This is a genomic window from Streptomyces herbicida (assembly GCF_032656585.1).
Taxonomy (GTDB): Bacteria; Actinomycetota; Actinomycetes; order Streptomycetales; family Streptomycetaceae; genus Streptomyces; species Streptomyces herbicida.
In genome coordinates, this window is sequence record NZ_JAUYWJ010000007.1 from 350,998 (window position 1) to 366,904 (window position 15,907).

At 71.9% G+C, this 15,907-nt stretch carries 16 protein-coding genes; 11 read left to right on the forward strand and 5 right to left on the reverse strand.

What is annotated here, in order from left to right; translation table 11 throughout:
* Positions 1 to 67: 67 nt before the first annotated feature.
* The 3 genes from Q8A52_RS17735 to Q8A52_RS17745 are packed head-to-tail and all read left to right on the forward strand — an operon-like array spanning position 68 to position 2,778.
* The gene (locus Q8A52_RS17735; RefSeq protein ID WP_316753185.1) at positions 68 to 1,570 is read left to right on the forward strand and encodes an IucA/IucC family protein; all 1,503 of its coding nucleotides are present in this window, start codon (positions 68 to 70) and stop codon (positions 1,568 to 1,570) included.
* A 27-nt stretch (positions 1,571 to 1,597) separates the two neighbouring features.
* On the forward strand, positions 1,598 to 2,512 hold the full coding sequence (locus tag Q8A52_RS17740) for a HipA family kinase (protein ID WP_316753187.1): 915 nt from the start codon (positions 1,598 to 1,600) through the stop codon (positions 2,510 to 2,512).
* A complete protein-coding gene (locus Q8A52_RS17745; protein ID WP_316753189.1) occupies positions 2,509 to 2,778 on the forward strand; it encodes a SelT/SelW/SelH family protein in 270 nt (89 codons plus the stop codon). Before Q8A52_RS17740 ends, Q8A52_RS17745 begins: the two co-directional genes overlap by 4 nt.
* A 4-nt stretch (positions 2,779 to 2,782) precedes the next feature.
* Here the strand turns inward: Q8A52_RS17745 and aceB are convergent, their stop codons facing one another.
* Together aceB and Q8A52_RS17755 are read right to left on the reverse strand one after the other, a co-directional pair.
* Positions 2,783 to 4,408: a malate synthase A gene (gene aceB, locus Q8A52_RS17750; RefSeq protein ID WP_316753191.1), complete on the reverse strand. Its 1,626-nt coding sequence runs from the start codon at positions 4,406 to 4,408 to the stop codon at positions 2,783 to 2,785.
* A 184-nt stretch (positions 4,409 to 4,592) separates the two neighbouring features.
* The gene (locus Q8A52_RS17755; protein ID WP_316753194.1) at positions 4,593 to 5,192 is read right to left on the reverse strand and encodes a nucleotidyltransferase family protein; all 600 of its coding nucleotides are present in this window, start codon (positions 5,190 to 5,192) and stop codon (positions 4,593 to 4,595) included.
* A gap of 197 nt (positions 5,193 to 5,389) precedes the next feature.
* Between Q8A52_RS17755 and Q8A52_RS17760 the strand changes: the two genes are divergently transcribed.
* The gene (locus Q8A52_RS17760; RefSeq protein ID WP_316753196.1) at positions 5,390 to 5,677 is read left to right on the forward strand and encodes a DUF5955 family protein; all 288 of its coding nucleotides are present in this window, start codon (positions 5,390 to 5,392) and stop codon (positions 5,675 to 5,677) included.
* A gap of 473 nt (positions 5,678 to 6,150) precedes the next feature.
* Here the strand turns inward: Q8A52_RS17760 and Q8A52_RS17765 are convergent, their stop codons facing one another.
* The gene (locus Q8A52_RS17765; RefSeq protein WP_316753198.1) at positions 6,151 to 6,942 is read right to left on the reverse strand and encodes an IclR family transcriptional regulator; all 792 of its coding nucleotides are present in this window, start codon (positions 6,940 to 6,942) and stop codon (positions 6,151 to 6,153) included.
* A 274-nt stretch (positions 6,943 to 7,216) separates the two neighbouring features.
* Here Q8A52_RS17765 and allB point away from each other — a divergent pair, with 274 nt between their 5' ends.
* The 4 genes from allB (at position 7,217) to Q8A52_RS17785 (ending at position 11,042) form a co-directional block, all read left to right on the forward strand.
* A complete protein-coding gene (gene allB / locus Q8A52_RS17770) occupies positions 7,217 to 8,554 on the forward strand; it encodes an allantoinase AllB (RefSeq protein ID WP_316753200.1) in 1,338 nt (445 codons plus the stop codon).
* A gap of 38 nt (positions 8,555 to 8,592) precedes the next feature.
* A complete protein-coding gene (gene alc / locus Q8A52_RS17775; RefSeq protein ID WP_408649213.1) occupies positions 8,593 to 9,732 on the forward strand; it encodes an allantoicase in 1,140 nt (379 codons plus the stop codon).
* 159 nt (positions 9,733 to 9,891) lie between these two features.
* Positions 9,892 to 10,569, forward strand: coding sequence for a dihydrofolate reductase family protein (locus Q8A52_RS17780; protein WP_316753204.1), 678 nt, complete (start codon positions 9,892 to 9,894; stop codon positions 10,567 to 10,569).
* A gap of 77 nt (positions 10,570 to 10,646) precedes the next feature.
* On the forward strand, positions 10,647 to 11,042 hold the full coding sequence (locus Q8A52_RS17785; RefSeq protein ID WP_316753206.1) for a ribonuclease domain-containing protein: 396 nt from the start codon (positions 10,647 to 10,649) through the stop codon (positions 11,040 to 11,042).
* A gap of 53 nt (positions 11,043 to 11,095) precedes the next feature.
* Here the strand turns inward: Q8A52_RS17785 and Q8A52_RS17790 are convergent, their stop codons facing one another.
* Positions 11,096 to 11,296: a hypothetical protein gene (locus Q8A52_RS17790; protein ID WP_316753208.1), complete on the reverse strand. Its 201-nt coding sequence runs from the start codon at positions 11,294 to 11,296 to the stop codon at positions 11,096 to 11,098.
* Between the two features lie 179 nt (positions 11,297 to 11,475).
* On the opposite strand from Q8A52_RS17790, the gene Q8A52_RS17795 reads away from it, so the two are divergent.
* From Q8A52_RS17795 to Q8A52_RS17805, 3 genes are all read left to right on the forward strand, one after another.
* On the forward strand, positions 11,476 to 12,732 hold the full coding sequence (locus Q8A52_RS17795; protein ID WP_316753211.1) for a sensor histidine kinase: 1,257 nt from the start codon (positions 11,476 to 11,478) through the stop codon (positions 12,730 to 12,732).
* A gap of 100 nt (positions 12,733 to 12,832) precedes the next feature.
* Positions 12,833 to 13,540 (forward strand): response regulator transcription factor, encoded by a 708-nt coding sequence (locus Q8A52_RS17800; protein WP_316753213.1) that lies wholly within the window; start codon positions 12,833 to 12,835, stop codon positions 13,538 to 13,540.
* A 75-nt stretch (positions 13,541 to 13,615) separates the two neighbouring features.
* The gene (locus Q8A52_RS17805; protein ID WP_316753215.1) at positions 13,616 to 14,800 is read left to right on the forward strand and encodes a cytochrome P450 family protein; all 1,185 of its coding nucleotides are present in this window, start codon (positions 13,616 to 13,618) and stop codon (positions 14,798 to 14,800) included.
* A gap of 42 nt (positions 14,801 to 14,842) precedes the next feature.
* On the opposite strand, the gene Q8A52_RS17810 is transcribed toward Q8A52_RS17805, so the two are convergent.
* Positions 14,843 to 15,865, reverse strand: coding sequence for a Gfo/Idh/MocA family protein (locus Q8A52_RS17810; protein WP_316753217.1), 1,023 nt, complete (start codon positions 15,863 to 15,865; stop codon positions 14,843 to 14,845).
* Positions 15,866 to 15,907: the final 42 nt, after the last annotated feature.

A 15,907-nucleotide genomic window follows, 5' to 3' on the forward strand; every position in this document is an offset into this window, starting at 1 on the left:
GTCAACGACTGCCGGCGACGACAGACATACTGATCGCGACCGGACCGTGTGGACTGCAAGAGAACGAATGGAACGCGTGGATCCCATGCCCCCCAGCGACGACGTCGGACAGCGTGCCGACGCGTACGCGGCCGCGCCCCTGCTCAACTGTCTGCTGCGGGAGGTGGCGCAGCCGCTCCCGGAGTCCGGGGAACGGCGGGTGTACCGGCTGCCGGGCGGCGGCCGGCTGCTGCGTGTGCGCGGCGAGCGGCGGCCCACGGAGCCCGAGGTGCACGCGGACGGCGTCTGGCAGCCCCTCGGCCACGCCGATCTGGTGAAGCTGGTCGCGGACGAGCTGCGCCGGCACACCGGGGTGTCGAACGACGAACTGCCGATCGAGATGGCCGACAGCCGCGACGCGGTCGCCGCGCTGCTCACCGCGCGCGCCGGGGCGACGCCGCCCGACGACCCGTATCTGCGCTCCGAGCAGTCCCTCATCACCGGCCATCCCTACCATCCCGCCCCCAAGGCCCGCGGCGGCGGACCCGTCACGGGCTGGCTGCCGTACGCCCCCGAGGCGCACGCCCGCTTCCCGCTGGTGCTGCTCGGCGTGCGCGAGGACACCGTCGTCGAGGAGGGCGACACCTCCGCGCTGGACGCCCTCGGCACCGCCCCGCCCGGCTACCGGCTGCTGCCCGCCCACCCCTGGCAGCTCGACCTGGTCGGCCGGGAGCTCGCCCCCGCCTTCGCGGACGGCCGCCTGGTGCGGCTGGGCACGACCGCGTTCGAGGCCTGGCCGACGGCCGCGATCCGCACCCTGTACGAGCCGCGCCGCGACCTCTGCCTGAAATTCAGCCTCGATGTGCGCATCACCAACGACATCCGCCGGCTGTGGCGCCGCGACCTGCTGAAACTGCGCCGCACCGACACGGCCGTGACCCGTGCCTTCGCCGGGATCGGCCCGTCCGCCGCCTGGCTGGGCGACCGCGGCTACCGCACCGCGGACTTCGCCTTGGAGGAAGTGGCCGTCCTCGTCCGCGACGGCCTGCGCGGCCGCCTCCTGCCCGGCGCGACCCCGCTGCTCGCCGCCGGGCTGGCGGAGGGCTTCCACGGCAACCCGCTCGCCGCGGCCGCCGACCCAAAGGCCTGGTGGGAGGCCTATCTGCGCCAGGTGGTGCCGCCGGCCCTGGCGGCCTTCGCAGACCACGGTGTCGTCCTGGAGGCCCATCTGCAGAACTGCCTGATCGCCGTGGACGCCTCCGGCACCCCCGTGCAGGCGCTGTTCCGGGACGCCGAGGGCGTCAAGCTGCTGCCGGACGTCTCCCGGGCCGCCGGGTGGGAACGGCTGGTGTACACCCTGGTCGTCAACCACCTGACCGAGATCGCCGCGGCCCTGGCCGAGCACCACCCCGGCCTCGACCCCTGGCCCGCCGCCCGTCGCGAACTCGCCCGCCACCGCCTTCCCGAGATCGCCGCCCTGCTCACCTCGCCCACCCTGCCCGGCAAGACGAACCTGCTGCTGCGCTGGACCGGCGCGGACGGCGCCGACGCCCGCTACCTGCCGCTGCCCAACCCGCTCCTCGGCGCCTGACGGGCGCGCTGCCTTACGCTGGCCGGTGTGCTGCGCGACGTGACTGCTGTTCGATACGTGACCCCGCTGCGGTCCGGCGGCTCCGTACCCGGGGTCGTCGAGGCCGACGACCTCGGGACGTACGTCGTGAAGTTCACCGGCTCCGCGCAGGGCCGCAAGGCGCTGGTCGCCGAGGTGATCGTGGGGGAGCTCGCACGGGCGCTGGGGCTGCGGTTCCCCGAGCTGGTCCTGGTGCACTTCGACCCGGCGATCGCCGACGGCGAGCCGCACCAGGAGGTGCGGGACCTGCACACCGCGAGCCACGGCCTCAACCTCGGCATGGACCATCTGCCGGGCGCGAAGGACTTCACCCCGGAGGTCGCGAAGACCTTCCGGGTCGATCCCCTGGAGGCGGGTCGGATCGTCTGGCTCGACGCGCTCACCGTGAACGTCGACCGCACGGTCCACAGCTCCAACCTGATGGTCTGGCCCACCTTCGGCATCGCGCCCCCGCACCTGTGGCTGATCGACCACGGCGCCGCCCTCGTCTTCCACCACCGCTGGGACGCGTCGGATCCCGCGAAGGCCTACGACTTCCGCCATCACGCCCTCGGGCACTACGCGCCCGACACCCGGGCGGCCGACGCCGAGCTGGCACCCAAGGTGACGCAGGGGCTGCTGCGGGAGATCGTCGCCGAGGTCCCCGACGCCTGGCTGTCGGGCGAGGAGGGGTTCACGACGCCGGACGAGGTGCGCGGGGCGTATGTGGACTACCTCCACGCGCGCGTGCGGGTGTCCGCCGCCTGGCTCCCGACCGACTTCCCCACCCGGGAGGAGCTCGCCGCCGAGGAGGCCCTCCGGGCGGCGCGGACCCAGCAGGGCCGTCCGAAATGGCTGAAGCGGGTCCCCGACCTGCACGGCAAGCCGGCGGCGGAACAGGATTGGTCGGTGCACCTCGGATGAGCGGGCGCGTCGAGATCGAGTACTGCACCCAGTGCCGCTGGCTGCCGCGTGCCGCCTGGCTCGCGCAGGAGCTGCTGACGACCTTCGAGGGGGAGCTGACCGAGCTCGCCCTCAAGCCCGGCAAGGGAGGGGTCTTCGTGGTCCGCGTGGGCGACGAGGTGGTGTGGGACCGGCGGGAGCAGGGCTTCCCGGAGCCCACGGCGGTGAAGCGGGCCGTACGCGACCGAGTGGCCCCGGGGAAGTCCCTGGGCCACTCGGACAGATGAGGTCTCAGCCGGCCAGCTGCTGGTACGCGGGCAGGGTGAGGAAGTCCGCGTAGTCCTCGTCGAGGGCGACCTGGAGCAGCAGATCGTGGGCCTGCTGCCAGTGGCCGGCCGCGAAGGCCTCCTCGCCGATCTCCTCCCGGACGGCGGTCAGTTCCTCGGCGGCGACCTTGCGGGTCAGCTCGGGGGTCGCCTTCTCCCCGTTCTCGAACTCGACGCCCGCGTTGATCCACTGCCAGATCTGCGAACGGGAGATCTCGGCGGTGGCCGCGTCCTCCATGAGGTTGAAGATGGCGACCGCGCCGAGGCCGCGCAGCCACGCCTCGATGTAACGGATGCCCACCTGCACGGCGTTGACCAGGCCCGCGTACGTCGGCTTGGCGTCGAGCGAGTCGATCGCGATCAGGTCGGCGGCCTCGACGCACACGTCCTCGCGCAGCCGGTCCTTCTGGTTCGGCCGGTCGCCGAGGACCTTGTCGAAGGACTCCATGGCGAGCGGGACCAGGTCCGGGTGGGCGACCCAGGAGCCGTCGAAACCGTCGTTCGCCTCGCGGTCCTTGTCCGCCTTGACCTTCTCGAAGGCGACCTTGTTGACCTCCTCGTCGCGGCGCGACGGGATGAACGCCGCCATGCCGCCGATCGCGTGCGCACCGCGCTTGTGGCAGGTGCGGACGAGGAGTTCGGTGTACGCCCGCATGAACGGGGCGGTCATCGTCACGGCGTTGCGGTCCGGCAGGACGAACCGGGGCCCGCCGTCACGGAAGTTCTTGACGATGGAGAAGAGGTAGTCCCAGCGTCCCGCGTTCAACCCGGAGGCGTGGTCGCGGAGTTCGTAGAGGATCTCCTCCATCTCGTACGCGGCCGTGATCGTCTCGATGAGCACGGTGGCGCGCACGGTGCCCTGCGGGATGCCGACGTAGTCCTGCGCGAAGACGAACACGTCGTTCCAGAGGCGGGCCTCCAGGTGCGACTCCGTCTTGGGGAGGTAGAAGTACGGACCCTTGCCGAGGTCCAGCAGACGCCTGGCGTTGTGGAAGAAGTACAGCCCGAAGTCGACGAAGGCGCCGGGGACCTGGGCGCCGTCCGCGTCCACAAGGTGCCGCTCGTTCAGGTGCCAGCCGCGGGGGCGCATCACGACGGTGGCGAGTTCCTCGTTCGCCTTCAGCGCGTACGACTTCCCGGACCCGGGGTCGGTGAAGTCGATGTTCCGGGTGTACGCGTCGATCAGGTTGAGCTGGCCGAGGACCACGTTCTCCCAGGTGGGCGCGGAGGCGTCCTCGAAGTCGGCGAGCCAGACCCGCGCGCCCGAGTTCAGGGCGTTGATGGTCATCTTGCGGTCGGTGGGGCCGGTGATCTCGACGCGCCGGTCGTCGAGGGCCTCGGGCGAGGGGGCGACCTTCCAGGAGTCGTCGGCGCGGATCGCGGCGGTCTCCGGAAGGAAGTCGAGTGTGCAGGTGCGGGCGATCTCGGCGCGGCGCTCCGCGCGGCGGGCGAGGAGCTCGTCACGACGCGGCGTGAACCGCCGGTGCAGCTCGGCCACGAAGGCGAGCGCCGCGTCGGTGAGGACCTCCTCCTGCCGGGGCAGGGGCTCGGCGTCGACGATGGCCAGCGGAGACGGCGCTGGTGCGGACATGAGCTGTCACTTCCTTCAGCGGTGGCACCGGGTGCCAGTCGTACCGGGTAGGGCTGAGGACGCCCGGGGAGCGGTGGGGCGCTTCTGAACAGTGGATACTAGTTTCCTCATCGTGGAACTTCAATGGTTTGTTGATGTCGAGATTCTCCGGGTCGAGGCAAGATGGCTCTCAGTGCCATCCCGCTCACTCAAGGTGGACCAGATCCTCGGTGGTGTCGATGTCGTACGGCTCGGCCACATCGCCGCACTCGACGAGCCGGATCTCCCGCTCGTGCTCCTTCAGATAGGCGCGGGCGCCCCGGTCGCCGGTCGCGGTCCGGGCGATGCCCGCCCAGTGGGCGGAGCCGAAGAGGACCGGGTGCCCGCGTACGCCCTCGTAGGCGGCGGAGACCAGGGATTTCTCGTCCTCGTGGGCGGCGAGGACCCGGGCGACCGCCTCGGGGCCGATGCCGGGCTGGTCGACCAGCGAGACCAGGGCCGCGCGGGCGCCCGTACCGTTGAGCGAGTCGAGGCCGGTCCGCAGCGAGGACCCCATCCCCTCGGCCCAGCCGGGGTTGTCCACCAGTACGCAGCCGCTGAGGTCGGCCCGCTCCCGGACCTCGCCGGCCCGGGCGCCCAGGACCACGTGGATGCGATCACATCCGGCCGTGCGCAGGACCCCGACCGCGTGCTCCACGAGGGGCCGTCCGCGGTGTTCGAGCAATGCCTTGGGCCGCCCGCCGAGCCGCCTTCCGCCGCCTGCGGCAAGGATCAGACCGGCGATCCGGCTTGGGTTGTCCGTCATGTGTCCTGCATACCTGACGCGTGGCGCAGTGCCCGGCTTCCAAGGACTGAATTTCGGTCCGTGCGGTGGCGCTCCCCGCGTCCGGTGGCGTTTACTGACCCGCGTCGCCCGGCGCCCGACCTACGCCACGGGGCACCAGTGCGCACACAACGGCGTGCCAGGGGAGGGCTGCGTTGCGGAGCTTGGGACAGAGGCCAGTGACCGGCAATGACCAGGACCCGAGAGTGGTGGAACTGCGGACCGCGGTGTCCCGGCTGCGCCGCGAACTCGCCGCGCACCCCGCCGAGTTCCCCGACCGCTGCATAGCCGAGGACGAACTGGCGGCCCTGGCCGCGATGACCTCCGGTGGCATTCCCGAGATACCCCGTCTGCGCCGCTCCCTGCTCCTGATCGCGGGCGCGATCGGTTCGGTCAGTGCGCTGGCGCGGGGGCTGTCGGAGGTCCGGAATGCGGTGGACCTGTTCGGGGAGCCGCCGGGGCGCTGAGGGGTCCGTGTCGGCTCGGGCTCTGGTGGGTGGGCCGGGGGCTGTCGGCCGTGGCGTGATCGGTTCGGTCGGTGCGCCGGGGCGGGGGGTTGTCGGGGGTGCGGGATGCGGTGGACGTGTTCGGGGAGCCGCCGGGGCGCTGAGGGGTCCGTGTCGGCTCGGGCTCTGGTGGGTGGGCTGGGGGCTGGGCTGCCGGCCGTGGCGTGATCGGTTCGGCCACGGCCGGTCGACCGGGGCGCGGTAGTCGCAGCCCGGGCGCTTGCAGAGAAGGCGGCTGCCGGCACCTGCGGCGACGGCGGTAGCGCGACGGCGCGAAGTGTTCGGCCCATTGAGGCGCCCGCGGGTCCGGCCGGGCCGGGAGGCCGGCGGTTCACGTCCACACGCTCGCCGACACCGATCGCCGCACTCGTCGGCCCCGCCGGCAAATCAAGGAGCCGGACGGTGCCTTCAGGGTGGGCGAACGCCCGTCGGGCTCAGCTGCCCGAGGTTGCCAAGGCCTGGGACAGTTCCGTTGCGATCTGCTGGAGTACCGGGACGATCATGTCCGTCGCCGATTCCGTGACGCGGCCCGCCGGGCCGGAGATGGAGATGGCGGCGGCCGTGGGGGAGTCGGGTACCGAGACCGCGAGGCAGCGGACGCCGATCTCCTGCTCGTTGTCGTCCACGGCGTACCCGAGGCGACGCACCTCCTCCAGGGAGGCCAGGAACTCGTCCGGCGTGGTGATCGTCTTCTCCGTCGCCGCCGGCATGCCGGTGCGGGACAGGAGGGCGCGCACCTCGTGGTCGGGGACATGGGCGAGGAGCGCCTTGCCGACGCCCGTGGAGTGCGGCAGGACCCGCCGGCCGACCTCGGTGAACATGCGCATCGAGTGCTTCGACGGCACCTGGGCGACATAGACGATCTCGTCGCCGTCCAGCAGCGCCATGTTCGCTGTCTCGCCGGTCTCCTCGACGAGGCGCGCGAGGTAGGGGCGGGCCCAGGTGCCGAGCAGCCGGGAGGCGGACTCGCCGAGCCGGATCAGGCGCGGGCCGAGGGCGTACCGGCGGTTGGGCTGCTGACGTACGTAGCCGCAGGCGACCAGCGTGCGCATCAGACGGTGGATCGTGGGCAGCGGCAGCCCGCTGCTCGCGGACAGCTCGCTCAGACCGACCTCGCCGCCCGCGTCGGCCATCCGCTCCAGCAGATCGAAGGCGCGCTCCAGGGACTGGACCCCGCCGCCGGCGGACTTGGCGGAGTCGTTGGTGCTGGCGCTGGACGTCGGCACGGCGCGTTCCTTTCGGGACTGGCAGGAAGGGCAGAAGCCTACCCGGCAGTCGGTTGACTCCCTGCTCGTACGTAGCTACGTTCTGCTTGCTGGAATTATAATTCCGCTTTGTGGAAACGTCCAGAGCAGCGGCGCCGGGTGCGCTGGGGAGAAGTGTGCCTCTTGACGGCGCACGAGTGGGAGTGAAGACTCCCTCAACAGAACGTTGAATTCCGTTACGTGGCTGTAAATCCCGTTTCCTGGAAGTAAGACGGCGGCAGAGAGAGGGGTTCGGGTGTCCGACGCTGAACTGGTGCTGCGCTCGAGGCGTGTCATCACCCCGGAAGGGACGCGGGCCGCCTCGGTCACGGTCTTTGCCGGGAAGATCACGGCCGTACTGCCGTACGACGCCGAGGTGCCCTCCGGGGCCCGCCTGGAGGACTTCGACGACGACGTCCTGCTGCCCGGCCTGGTCGACACCCACGTGCACGTCAACGACCCGGGCCGCACCGAGTGGGAGGGCTTCTGGACCGCCACCCGCGCCGCGGCGGCCGGCGGTATCACCACCCTCGTCGACATGCCCCTCAACTCCCTCCCGCCGACCACCACGGTCGACCACCTGCGTACCAAGCAGCGGGTGGCCGCCGACAAGGCCCACATCGACGTCGGCTTCTGGGGCGGCGCCCTGCCCGACAACGTCAAGGACCTGCGCCCGCTGCACGACGCCGGCGTCTTCGGCTTCAAGGCGTTCCTGTCACCGTCCGGCGTGGACGAGTTCCCGCACCTCGACCAGGAGCAACTCGCCCGGTCGCTGGCCGAGATCGCCGGTTTCGACGGCCTGCTGATCGTGCACGCCGAGGACCCGCACCACCTGGACGCGGCCCCGCAGCACGGCGGCCCCAGGTACGCCGACTTCCTCGCCTCCCGTCCGCGCGACGCGGAGGACACCGCCGTCGCGAGCCTCATGGCCCAGGCGAAGCGCCTCCACGCGCGCGTGCACGTCCTGCACCTGTCCTCCAGCGACGCGCTGCCCCTGATCGCCGCGGCCCGGGCCGAGGGCGTCCGTATCACGGTGGAGACCTGCCCGCACTACCTGACCCTGACCGCCGAGGAAGTCCCCGACGGCGCCAGCGAGTTCAAGTGCTGCCCGCCCATCCGCGAGGCGGCCAACCAGGACCTGCTCTGGCACGCACTGGCGGACGGCACCATCGACTGCGTGGTCACCGACCACTCGCCGTCGACGGCCGACCTCAAGACCGACGACTTCGCCACCGCCTGGGGCGGCATCTCCGGCCTTCAGCTCAGCCTGGCGGCCGTCTGGACCGAGGCACGCCGGCGCGGGCACGGCCTGGAGGACGTGGTCCGCTGGATGTCGACGCGTACGGCGGCCCTGGTGGGCCTGGCCGAGAAGGGTGCCATCGAGGCCGGCCGCGACGCGGACTTCGCCGTACTGGCCCCCGACGAGACGTTCACCGTGGACCCGGCGGCCCTCCAGCACCGCAACCGCGTGACGGCGTACGCGGGCAAGACCCTGTACGGCGTCGTGAAGTCCACCTGGCTGCGCGGCGAACGCATCGTCGCGGACGGCGAGTTCACCGAGCCGAAGGGCCGACTGCTGACCCGTACCCCCTGATCCCCCGCTCCGCAGCGGTCGACTCCCGAAAGGAACACCTGATCACCGTGACGGCACGGCATCCATCTGATCTGGCCGGCTTCACCGGCGACGCGAACCCCTACGGAGGCGGTGACCCGTACGCGGACTACCGCACCGCCGACTTCCCCTTCACCCGCTGCGCCAACCTCGCCGACCGGCGGCTCGGTGCCGGTGTCATCGCCGCCAACGACGAGTTCTTCGCCCAGCGGGAGAACCTGCTGGTGCCCGAGCGGGCCGAGTTCGACCCCGAGCACTTCGGGCACAAGGGCAAGATCATGGACGGCTGGGAGACGCGCCGCCGCCGGGGGGCCTGCGCCGAGCACCCCTGGCCCACCGCCGAGGACCACGACTGGGCGCTGGTCCGCCTCGGCGCGCCCGGCGTCGTACGGGGCATCGTCGTCGACACGGCCCACTTCCGCGGCAACTACCCGCAGGCGGTGTCGGTCGAGGGCACGTCCGTACCGGGCTCCCCGTCCCCGCAGGAACTGCTCGGCGACGACGTGAAGTGGACGACCCTCGTCCCACGCACGCCCGTCGGCGGCCACGCGGCGAACGGCTTCGCCGTCTCGGTCGAACAGCGCTTCACGCATCTGCGGGTCAACCAGCACCCCGACGGCGGCATCGCGCGCCTGCGCGTGTACGGCGAGGTCGTACCCGACCCCGAGTGGCTGGCGGCGCTCGGCACCTTCGACGTGGTCGCCCTGGAGAACGGCGGCCGGGTCGAGGACGCCTCCGACCTCTTCTACTCCCCGGCGACGAACACCATCCAGCCGGGCCGCTCGCGCAAGATGGACGACGGCTGGGAGACGCGCCGCCGACGGGACCAGGGCAACGACTGGATCCGCTACCGGCTGGCGGCACAGGCGCAGATCCGCGCGATCGAGATCGACACGGCCTGTCTGAAGGGCAACAGCGCCGGCTGGGCGTCGGTGTCCGTGCGGGACGGCGAGAGCGGCGACTGGCGCGAGATCCTCCCGCGCACCCGCCTCCAGCCCGACACCAACCACCGTTTCGTTCTGTCGGGCCCCGCCGTCGGCACGCACGCGCGCGTGGACATATTCCCCGACGGCGGCATCTCCCGCCTGCGCCTGTTCGGCTCCCTCACGGAAGAAGGAGCCACCGCGCTGGCCGCCCGCCACCAGGAGTTGGGCGGCTGACAGGTCCACCGGCCCGCCCACCCGTGCCTCGCTTCCCGGCCCTGCCGAGCCGGCGGGCGGGTGGGCACCCGGACCGACGAGGCGGACCGATGAGTTGCGGGTGCCCCCGGGGTCTGAACCGATGACAGCAGACCCCGCCCCAGGAAGAAGGCACCCGACATGGGCAAGCTCGTCTCCACCATGTTCGTCACCCTCGACGGCGTCTACCAGGCGCCGGGCGGCCCCCAGGAAGACACCAGCGGCGGCTTCGACCAGGGCGGCTGGAGCTTTCCGTACGGCGACGACGACTTCGGCCGGTTCGTCACCGAGGTCTTCGACCGCGTCGGCGCCTTCCTGCTCGGGCGCCGTACGTACGACATCTTCGCCTCGTACTGGCCGAAGATGACCGACCCCGCCGACCCGATCGCGTCCAGGCTCAACGCACTCCCCAAGTACGTCGCCTCCTCGACCCTGACCGCGCCCGACTGGTCCGGCACCACCGTCATCGGCGGCGACCTCGCCAAGGAGGTGACGGCCCTCAAGGAACAGACGGACGGCGAGCTCCAGGTCCACGGCAGCGGAGCCCTCGTCCGCTCCCTGCTGGCCCTCGACCTCGTCGACACACTCCACCTGCTCACTTTCCCGGTCGTCCTCGGCGCCGGCCGCCGCTTCTTCCAGGAGGGCGCCACCCCCACCAAGTTCCGGCACACCGGCGGGCGGATCACCGCGGCGGGCGTCGCCATCCAGACGTACGACTTCGCGGGCCGCCCGGACTACGGCTCGTACGAGCTCCCGGACAACGCCCAGCGTGCTTGTGGGGGCCGCGTGGGGACGGCGGGCCGCAGGTTAACTCCCTGAAAACTCATCTGACGTGAAGGGAAAATCTTCAACTTTGTCATTGACATGTCACTGTCTACGCGCGTCATCATGTGGCCATGAGATTCCCCCCACGAATCACTCGCATCGGCGCCGCGGGCGCCCTCCTGTCCGCCCTCCTCGTCGGCGGTACGGTCTCCGCCACCACGGCGGACGCGGCTGCCTCGTCCGTCGGCAGCATCTGCTACAGCGACCTGCCCTCGCAGGCGTACACCACCCTGAGGCTCATCGACCAGGGCGGCCCGTTCCCGTACTCGCAGGACGGGGTGGTCTTCCAGAACCGCGAACGTGTCCTGCCCACGCAGCCGACCGGCTACTACCACGAGTACACGGTGAAGACCCCCGGCTCCTCCACCCGCGGTGCGCGGCGCATCGTCACCGGTGAGGAGTACGAGGAGGACTACTACACGGCGGACCACTACGCCACGTTCGACCTGATCGACTTCGGCTGCTGAGTCGGTAGCCGATCCGGGAGAGCGGTGCGAACAGCCGGAGGCCGGGCCCGCGCTCAGCCCGACCTCCGGCTCTCCGCGGCGGCGAAGAGCGCGAACGCCAGCACCACCAGGGCGGCGCTCGCGTACACCTCGTAGCCGTCGAGGAAGCCGAGCTTCTGCACGAGGCCCACGTGCCAGTGGGTGAATTCGTGCACCAGGCCCAGCACGCCCTGCATCAGGGCGAGGAATCCGATCAGCTCCAGCACCTTCTTCATGAGACGACTCTCGCCCCGCGGTCTCCCCCCACGCATCGGCCGCGGGGCGAGTCCCGCCCCGCCGGAAGACGGTCCTGGCGCCGGGGCGGATCACCGAAAGTCCACGGTGTCGCGACTTTGGTCGGCGATCCCGTGCGCGGGGAGACCGCGCGGGCTCGCGCTGCGTAGATTTGTCGGCCGTGAGTGGTGACGAGCAGGCGCAGGCGCCGCAGGAGTTCGTGGGACGCCGATGGCTGTTCCCGTCCGCCGTGGTGCACGAACTCGACCCGGACGCCGGGGCCTTGGGACGGCAGCCGCGGCGCACCGCGCGCGACTGGGTCGTCGACTTCTCCTGCTTCCTGCTCGCCGTCGCCCTCGGCCTGGCCGCCGCGGACACCCTCCGGCACGACCCGCACACCCCGCATGCGCTGGCCGTCGTGGACCAACTGCTCGGCGTGCTCGCCTGTGCCGCGATCTGGCTGCGCCGCCGGTGGCCGGTCGGGCTCGCCGTCGCCATGATCCCCGTCGGTTTCGTGTCGAACACCTCGGGCGGCGCCGCTCTGGTCACCCTGTTCACGCTCGCCGTGCACCGCCCCTTCCGGTACGTGGCCTGGGTCGGCGGGATCGGCCTCGCGCTGATGCCGGGCTTCTACTGGCTGCGCCCCGACCCCGACCTGCCGTACGCGGCCGTCGTCACGTTCACCACGTTGATGACCGTCTCGGTCATCAGCTGGGGCCTGTTCGTCCGCTCCAAACGGCAGCTCATGCTGAGCCTGCGCGACCGTGCCCGGCGCGCCGAGACGGAGGCGCGGCTGCGCGCCGAGCAGGCACAGCGTCTCGCCCGTGAGGCCATCGCCCGCGAGATGCACGATGTGCTCGCCCACCGGCTCACCCTGCTGAGCGTGCACGCGGGAGCCCTGGAGTTCCGGCCGGACGCGCCCCGGGAGGAGATCGCCAGGGCCGCCGGTGTGATCCGGGAGAGCGCGCACGAGGCACTCCAGGACCTGCGGGAGATCATCGGCGTGCTGCGGGCGGGCGAATCCGACGACACCGGCCGCCCCCAGCCGACGCTCGCCGCGCTGGACGCCCTGATCGCCGAGTCCCGCGAGGCCGGCATGAAGGTCGGCCTCGACAACCGCGTCACCGACCCCGCCGGCGTCCCCGCCTCCGTGGGCCGCACCGCGTACCGCATCGCCCAGGAGGCACTGACCAACGCCCGTAAGCACGCCCCCGGCGCCGAGGTCACGGTGACCGTCACGGGCGCCCCCGGCGACGGCCTGGCCGTCTCGGTACACAACCCCGCCCCCGCGTCCGTGCCCCGGCCGGTCCCCGGCTCCGGCCAGGGACTCATCGGCCTGACCGAGCGCGCGACGCTGGCCGGGGGCCGGCTGGAGCACGGCCCGACGGCGGACGGCGGCTTCGAGGTGCGGGGCCGGCTGCCGTGGGGCGCGGCGTGACGCCGTGGCGCGCGCTCCGCGCGCGGGCCGGCACGAACGCCGCCGTCCGGTGCCGTACGACCGTGATTCGCCGTCCAGCAACCGTGATTACGTAAGGCCCATGACTGCGATCAGACTGCTCCTCGTCGACGACGATCCCCTGGTGCGGGCGGGCCTGTCCTTCATGCTGGGCGGAGCCGACGACATCGAGATCGTCGGGGAGGCCGCCGACGGCAGCGAGGTCGAGGCGGTCGTCGACCGCACCCGGCCGGACGTCGTGCTGATGGACATCCGCATGCCGTCGGTGGACGGGCTCACGGCCACCGAGCGGCTGCGCGGCCGCAAGGAGGCCCCGCAGGTCGTCGTCCTCACCACCTTCCATGCCGACGAGCAGGTACTGCGTGCCCTGCGCGCGGGTGCGGCCGGATTCGTCCTGAAGGACACCCCGCCCGCCGAGATCGTCGAGGCAGTGCGGAGGGTCGCGGCCGGCGACCCCGTCCTGTCGCCCACCGTCACCCGCCAGTTGATGGAGCACGCGGCCGGCACCCCCGCCGACACCCGGCGGGCCCGCGCGCGGGAGCGGCTCGCCGTCCTCAACGACCGCGAACGGGAGGTCGCCGTCGCGGTCGGCCGCGGCCTCGCCAACGCCCAGATCGCCGCCGGACTCTTCATGAGCGTCGCCACCGTCAAGACCCACGTGTCCCGCATCCTGGCCAAGCTCGGCCTCAACAACCGTGTGCAGATCGCCCTGTTGACCTACGACGCGGGGCTGCTGGAAGAGGGAGAGGAAGGAAACGAGGGGCCCACCGACGAGCACGCCGGGCACTAGTCGGGCCGGCCGCGCGTTGTCGGTGCACCGGGACCCGCCCGGAGGACTTCGGGGGACGTCCGAGATGGGGAGACCATGGGCCAAGTGATCGACCTGGGTGATTTCGGGGACGGGTTCCGCAGGGACCCGCATCCGGTCTACGCGCGCCTGCGGGAGCGGGGACCCGTGCACCGCGTCCGGCTCCCGGCACCCGACCAGCACCAAGAGACCTGGATCGTCGTGGGGTACGAGGAGGCGCGCGCGGCCCTGGCCGACCCCCGGCTGTCCAAGGACGGCAGCAGGATCGGAGTGACCTTCCTCGACGAGGAGCTGATCGGCAAGTATCTGCTGGTCGCCGACCCGCCGCAGCACACGCGGCTGCGCGGGCTCATCACGCGCGCGTTCACCATGCGCCGGGTGGAGGAGCTGCGGCCGAGAATCCAGGAGATCACCGACCGGCTGCTGGACGCGATGCTGCCGCACGGCCGCGCCGACCTGGTGGAGGCCCTCGCCTACCCGCTGCCGATCACCGTCATCTGCGAACTGCTCGGCGTCCCCGAGATCGACCGCACGGAGTTCCGGAAGCTGTCCACCGAGGCGGTCGCGCCGACCAGCGCACAGAGCGAGTACGACGCCTTCGTCCGGCTCGCCGACTACCTCACCGAGCTGATCGACGACAAGCGGCGCGCCGGACCGAGCGGCGATCTGCTCAGCGACCTGATCCGCACCACCGCCGAGGACGGCGACCGGCTCTCCCCCCGGGAACTGCGCGGCATGGCCTTCGTCCTGCTGATCGCGGGTCACGAGACCACGGTCAACCTGATCGCCGGCACCGTTCTTGCCCTGCTCGAGCACCCCGACCAACTCGCCGCCCTGCGCGCCGACATGACGCTTCTCGCCGCGGCGATCGAGGAGGCTCTGCGGTACGAGGGGCCGGTGGAGAACGGGACGTACCGATTCGCCGCGGAGCCGCTGGAGATCGCCGGGACGCCCATCGCGCAGGGCGACGCCGTGCTGGTCGGTCTCGGTGCCGCCGACCGGGACGCGGCCCGCTATCCCGACCCCGACCGCTTCGACATCCGCCGCGACAACCGCGGCCACCTCGCCTTCGGCCACGGCATCCACCACTGCCTGGGCGCACCCCTGGCCCGCCTGGAGGCCCTGACGGCCATCCGCTCCCTCCTGGACCGCGCCCCCGCGCTCACCCTGGACGGCCCACCCGGCGACTGGCTGCCGGGGATGCTGATGCGCGGGGTGCAAAGCCTGCCCGTGCGCTGGTAGGGGTCGCGGCCCGGCGGGGCGGACGTTCCCCGCGTGCGGCCCTCACCCGAGCGCGGACGCGGCGCCGCCGGGGATCTCCACCAGGCGCACGGGTCTGCGCTCCCGGCGGGACCGTTCGCACGCCTCGGCGACCCGCAGGGCCTGCAGGGCCTCGCGTCCGTCGCAGGGGTTGGCCCGGCTGCCGTGCAGCACGTCCACGAAGGCGCACAGTTCGGCCTCGTACGCGGGGCCGAAGCGCTCCAGAAACCCTGTCCACGGCTTGTCCGCGGCGGGCGGCCCGGTCGGCTCGGTCGAGGCGACCGGCGTGCGGTCGTCCAGCCCCACCACCACGGTGTCCCGTTCCCCGGCGAGCTCCATCCGGACGTCGTAGCCCGCCCCGTTCAGCCGGGTCGCCGTCGCCGTGGCCAGGGTGCCGTCGTCCAGGGTGAGGACGGCCGCGGCCGTGTCGACGTCCCCCGCCTCGCGGAACATCGTGGGCCCGGCGTCCGAACCGGTCGCGTACACATCGACGATCTCGCGCCCCGTCACCCAGCGCAGCACGTCGAAATCATGGATCAGGGTGTCCCGGAACAGCCCGCCGGACAGCGGCAGCCACTCGACCGGGGGAGGGGACTGGTCGGAGGTCATCGCCCGGACCGTGTGCAGCCGCCCGAGCCGCCCCGAGCGCACCGCTTCCCGCGCGCCCATGTAGCCCGCGTCGAAGCGCCGCTGGAAGCCCATCTGCAGAACCGTCCCGGCCGCGTCGACCTCGCCGAGCGCCTGGAGCGTCCCCGGCAGGTCGAGGGCTATGGGCTTCTCGCAGAAGACCGGGAGACCGGAGCGTGCTGCCCGACCGATCAGTTCGGCGTGCGCCGAGGTCGCCGTGGTGATCACCACCGCGTCGACACCCCACTTGAAGATCTCGTCCACACCCGGCGCAGCCGTCTCTCCCAGACGGTGCGCGAGGGCCTGGGCCCGCGCCGGATCCCGGTCCGTGAGGATCAGCGACCCGACATCGCGATGGCGGCTGAGCGTGTTCGCATGAATGGCTCCGATGCGGCCCGTGCCGATGACCCCGATGCGCATGGAAACAAAGTGAGGGCCGACACCGCGCGCTGTCAATGCGTA

What these genes read in the sequence shown, in the direction of transcription:
- Q8A52_RS17735 (WP_316753185.1), top strand. Translation starts at nt 68, where the DNA reads ATGGAACGCGTGGATCCCATGCCCCCCAGCGACGACGTCGGACAGCGT.
- Q8A52_RS17745 (WP_316753189.1), top strand. Translation starts at nt 2,509, where the DNA reads ATGAGCGGGCGCGTCGAGATCGAGTACTGCACCCAGTGCCGCTGGCTG.
- aceB (WP_316753191.1), bottom strand. Translation starts at nt 4,408, where the DNA reads ATGTCCGCACCAGCGCCGTCTCCGCTGGCCATCGTCGACGCCGAGCCC.
- Q8A52_RS17755 (WP_316753194.1), bottom strand. Translation starts at nt 5,192, where the DNA reads ATGACGGACAACCCAAGCCGGATCGCCGGTCTGATCCTTGCCGCAGGC.
- Q8A52_RS17780 (WP_316753204.1), top strand. Translation starts at nt 9,892, where the DNA reads ATGGGCAAGCTCGTCTCCACCATGTTCGTCACCCTCGACGGCGTCTAC.
- Q8A52_RS17785 (WP_316753206.1), top strand. Translation starts at nt 10,647, where the DNA reads ATGAGATTCCCCCCACGAATCACTCGCATCGGCGCCGCGGGCGCCCTC.
- Q8A52_RS17790 (WP_316753208.1), bottom strand. Translation starts at nt 11,296, where the DNA reads ATGAAGAAGGTGCTGGAGCTGATCGGATTCCTCGCCCTGATGCAGGGC.
- Q8A52_RS17800 (WP_316753213.1), top strand. Translation starts at nt 12,833, where the DNA reads ATGACTGCGATCAGACTGCTCCTCGTCGACGACGATCCCCTGGTGCGG.
- Q8A52_RS17805 (WP_316753215.1), top strand. Translation starts at nt 13,616, where the DNA reads ATGGGCCAAGTGATCGACCTGGGTGATTTCGGGGACGGGTTCCGCAGG.
- Q8A52_RS17810 (WP_316753217.1), bottom strand. Translation starts at nt 15,865, where the DNA reads ATGCGCATCGGGGTCATCGGCACGGGCCGCATCGGAGCCATTCATGCG.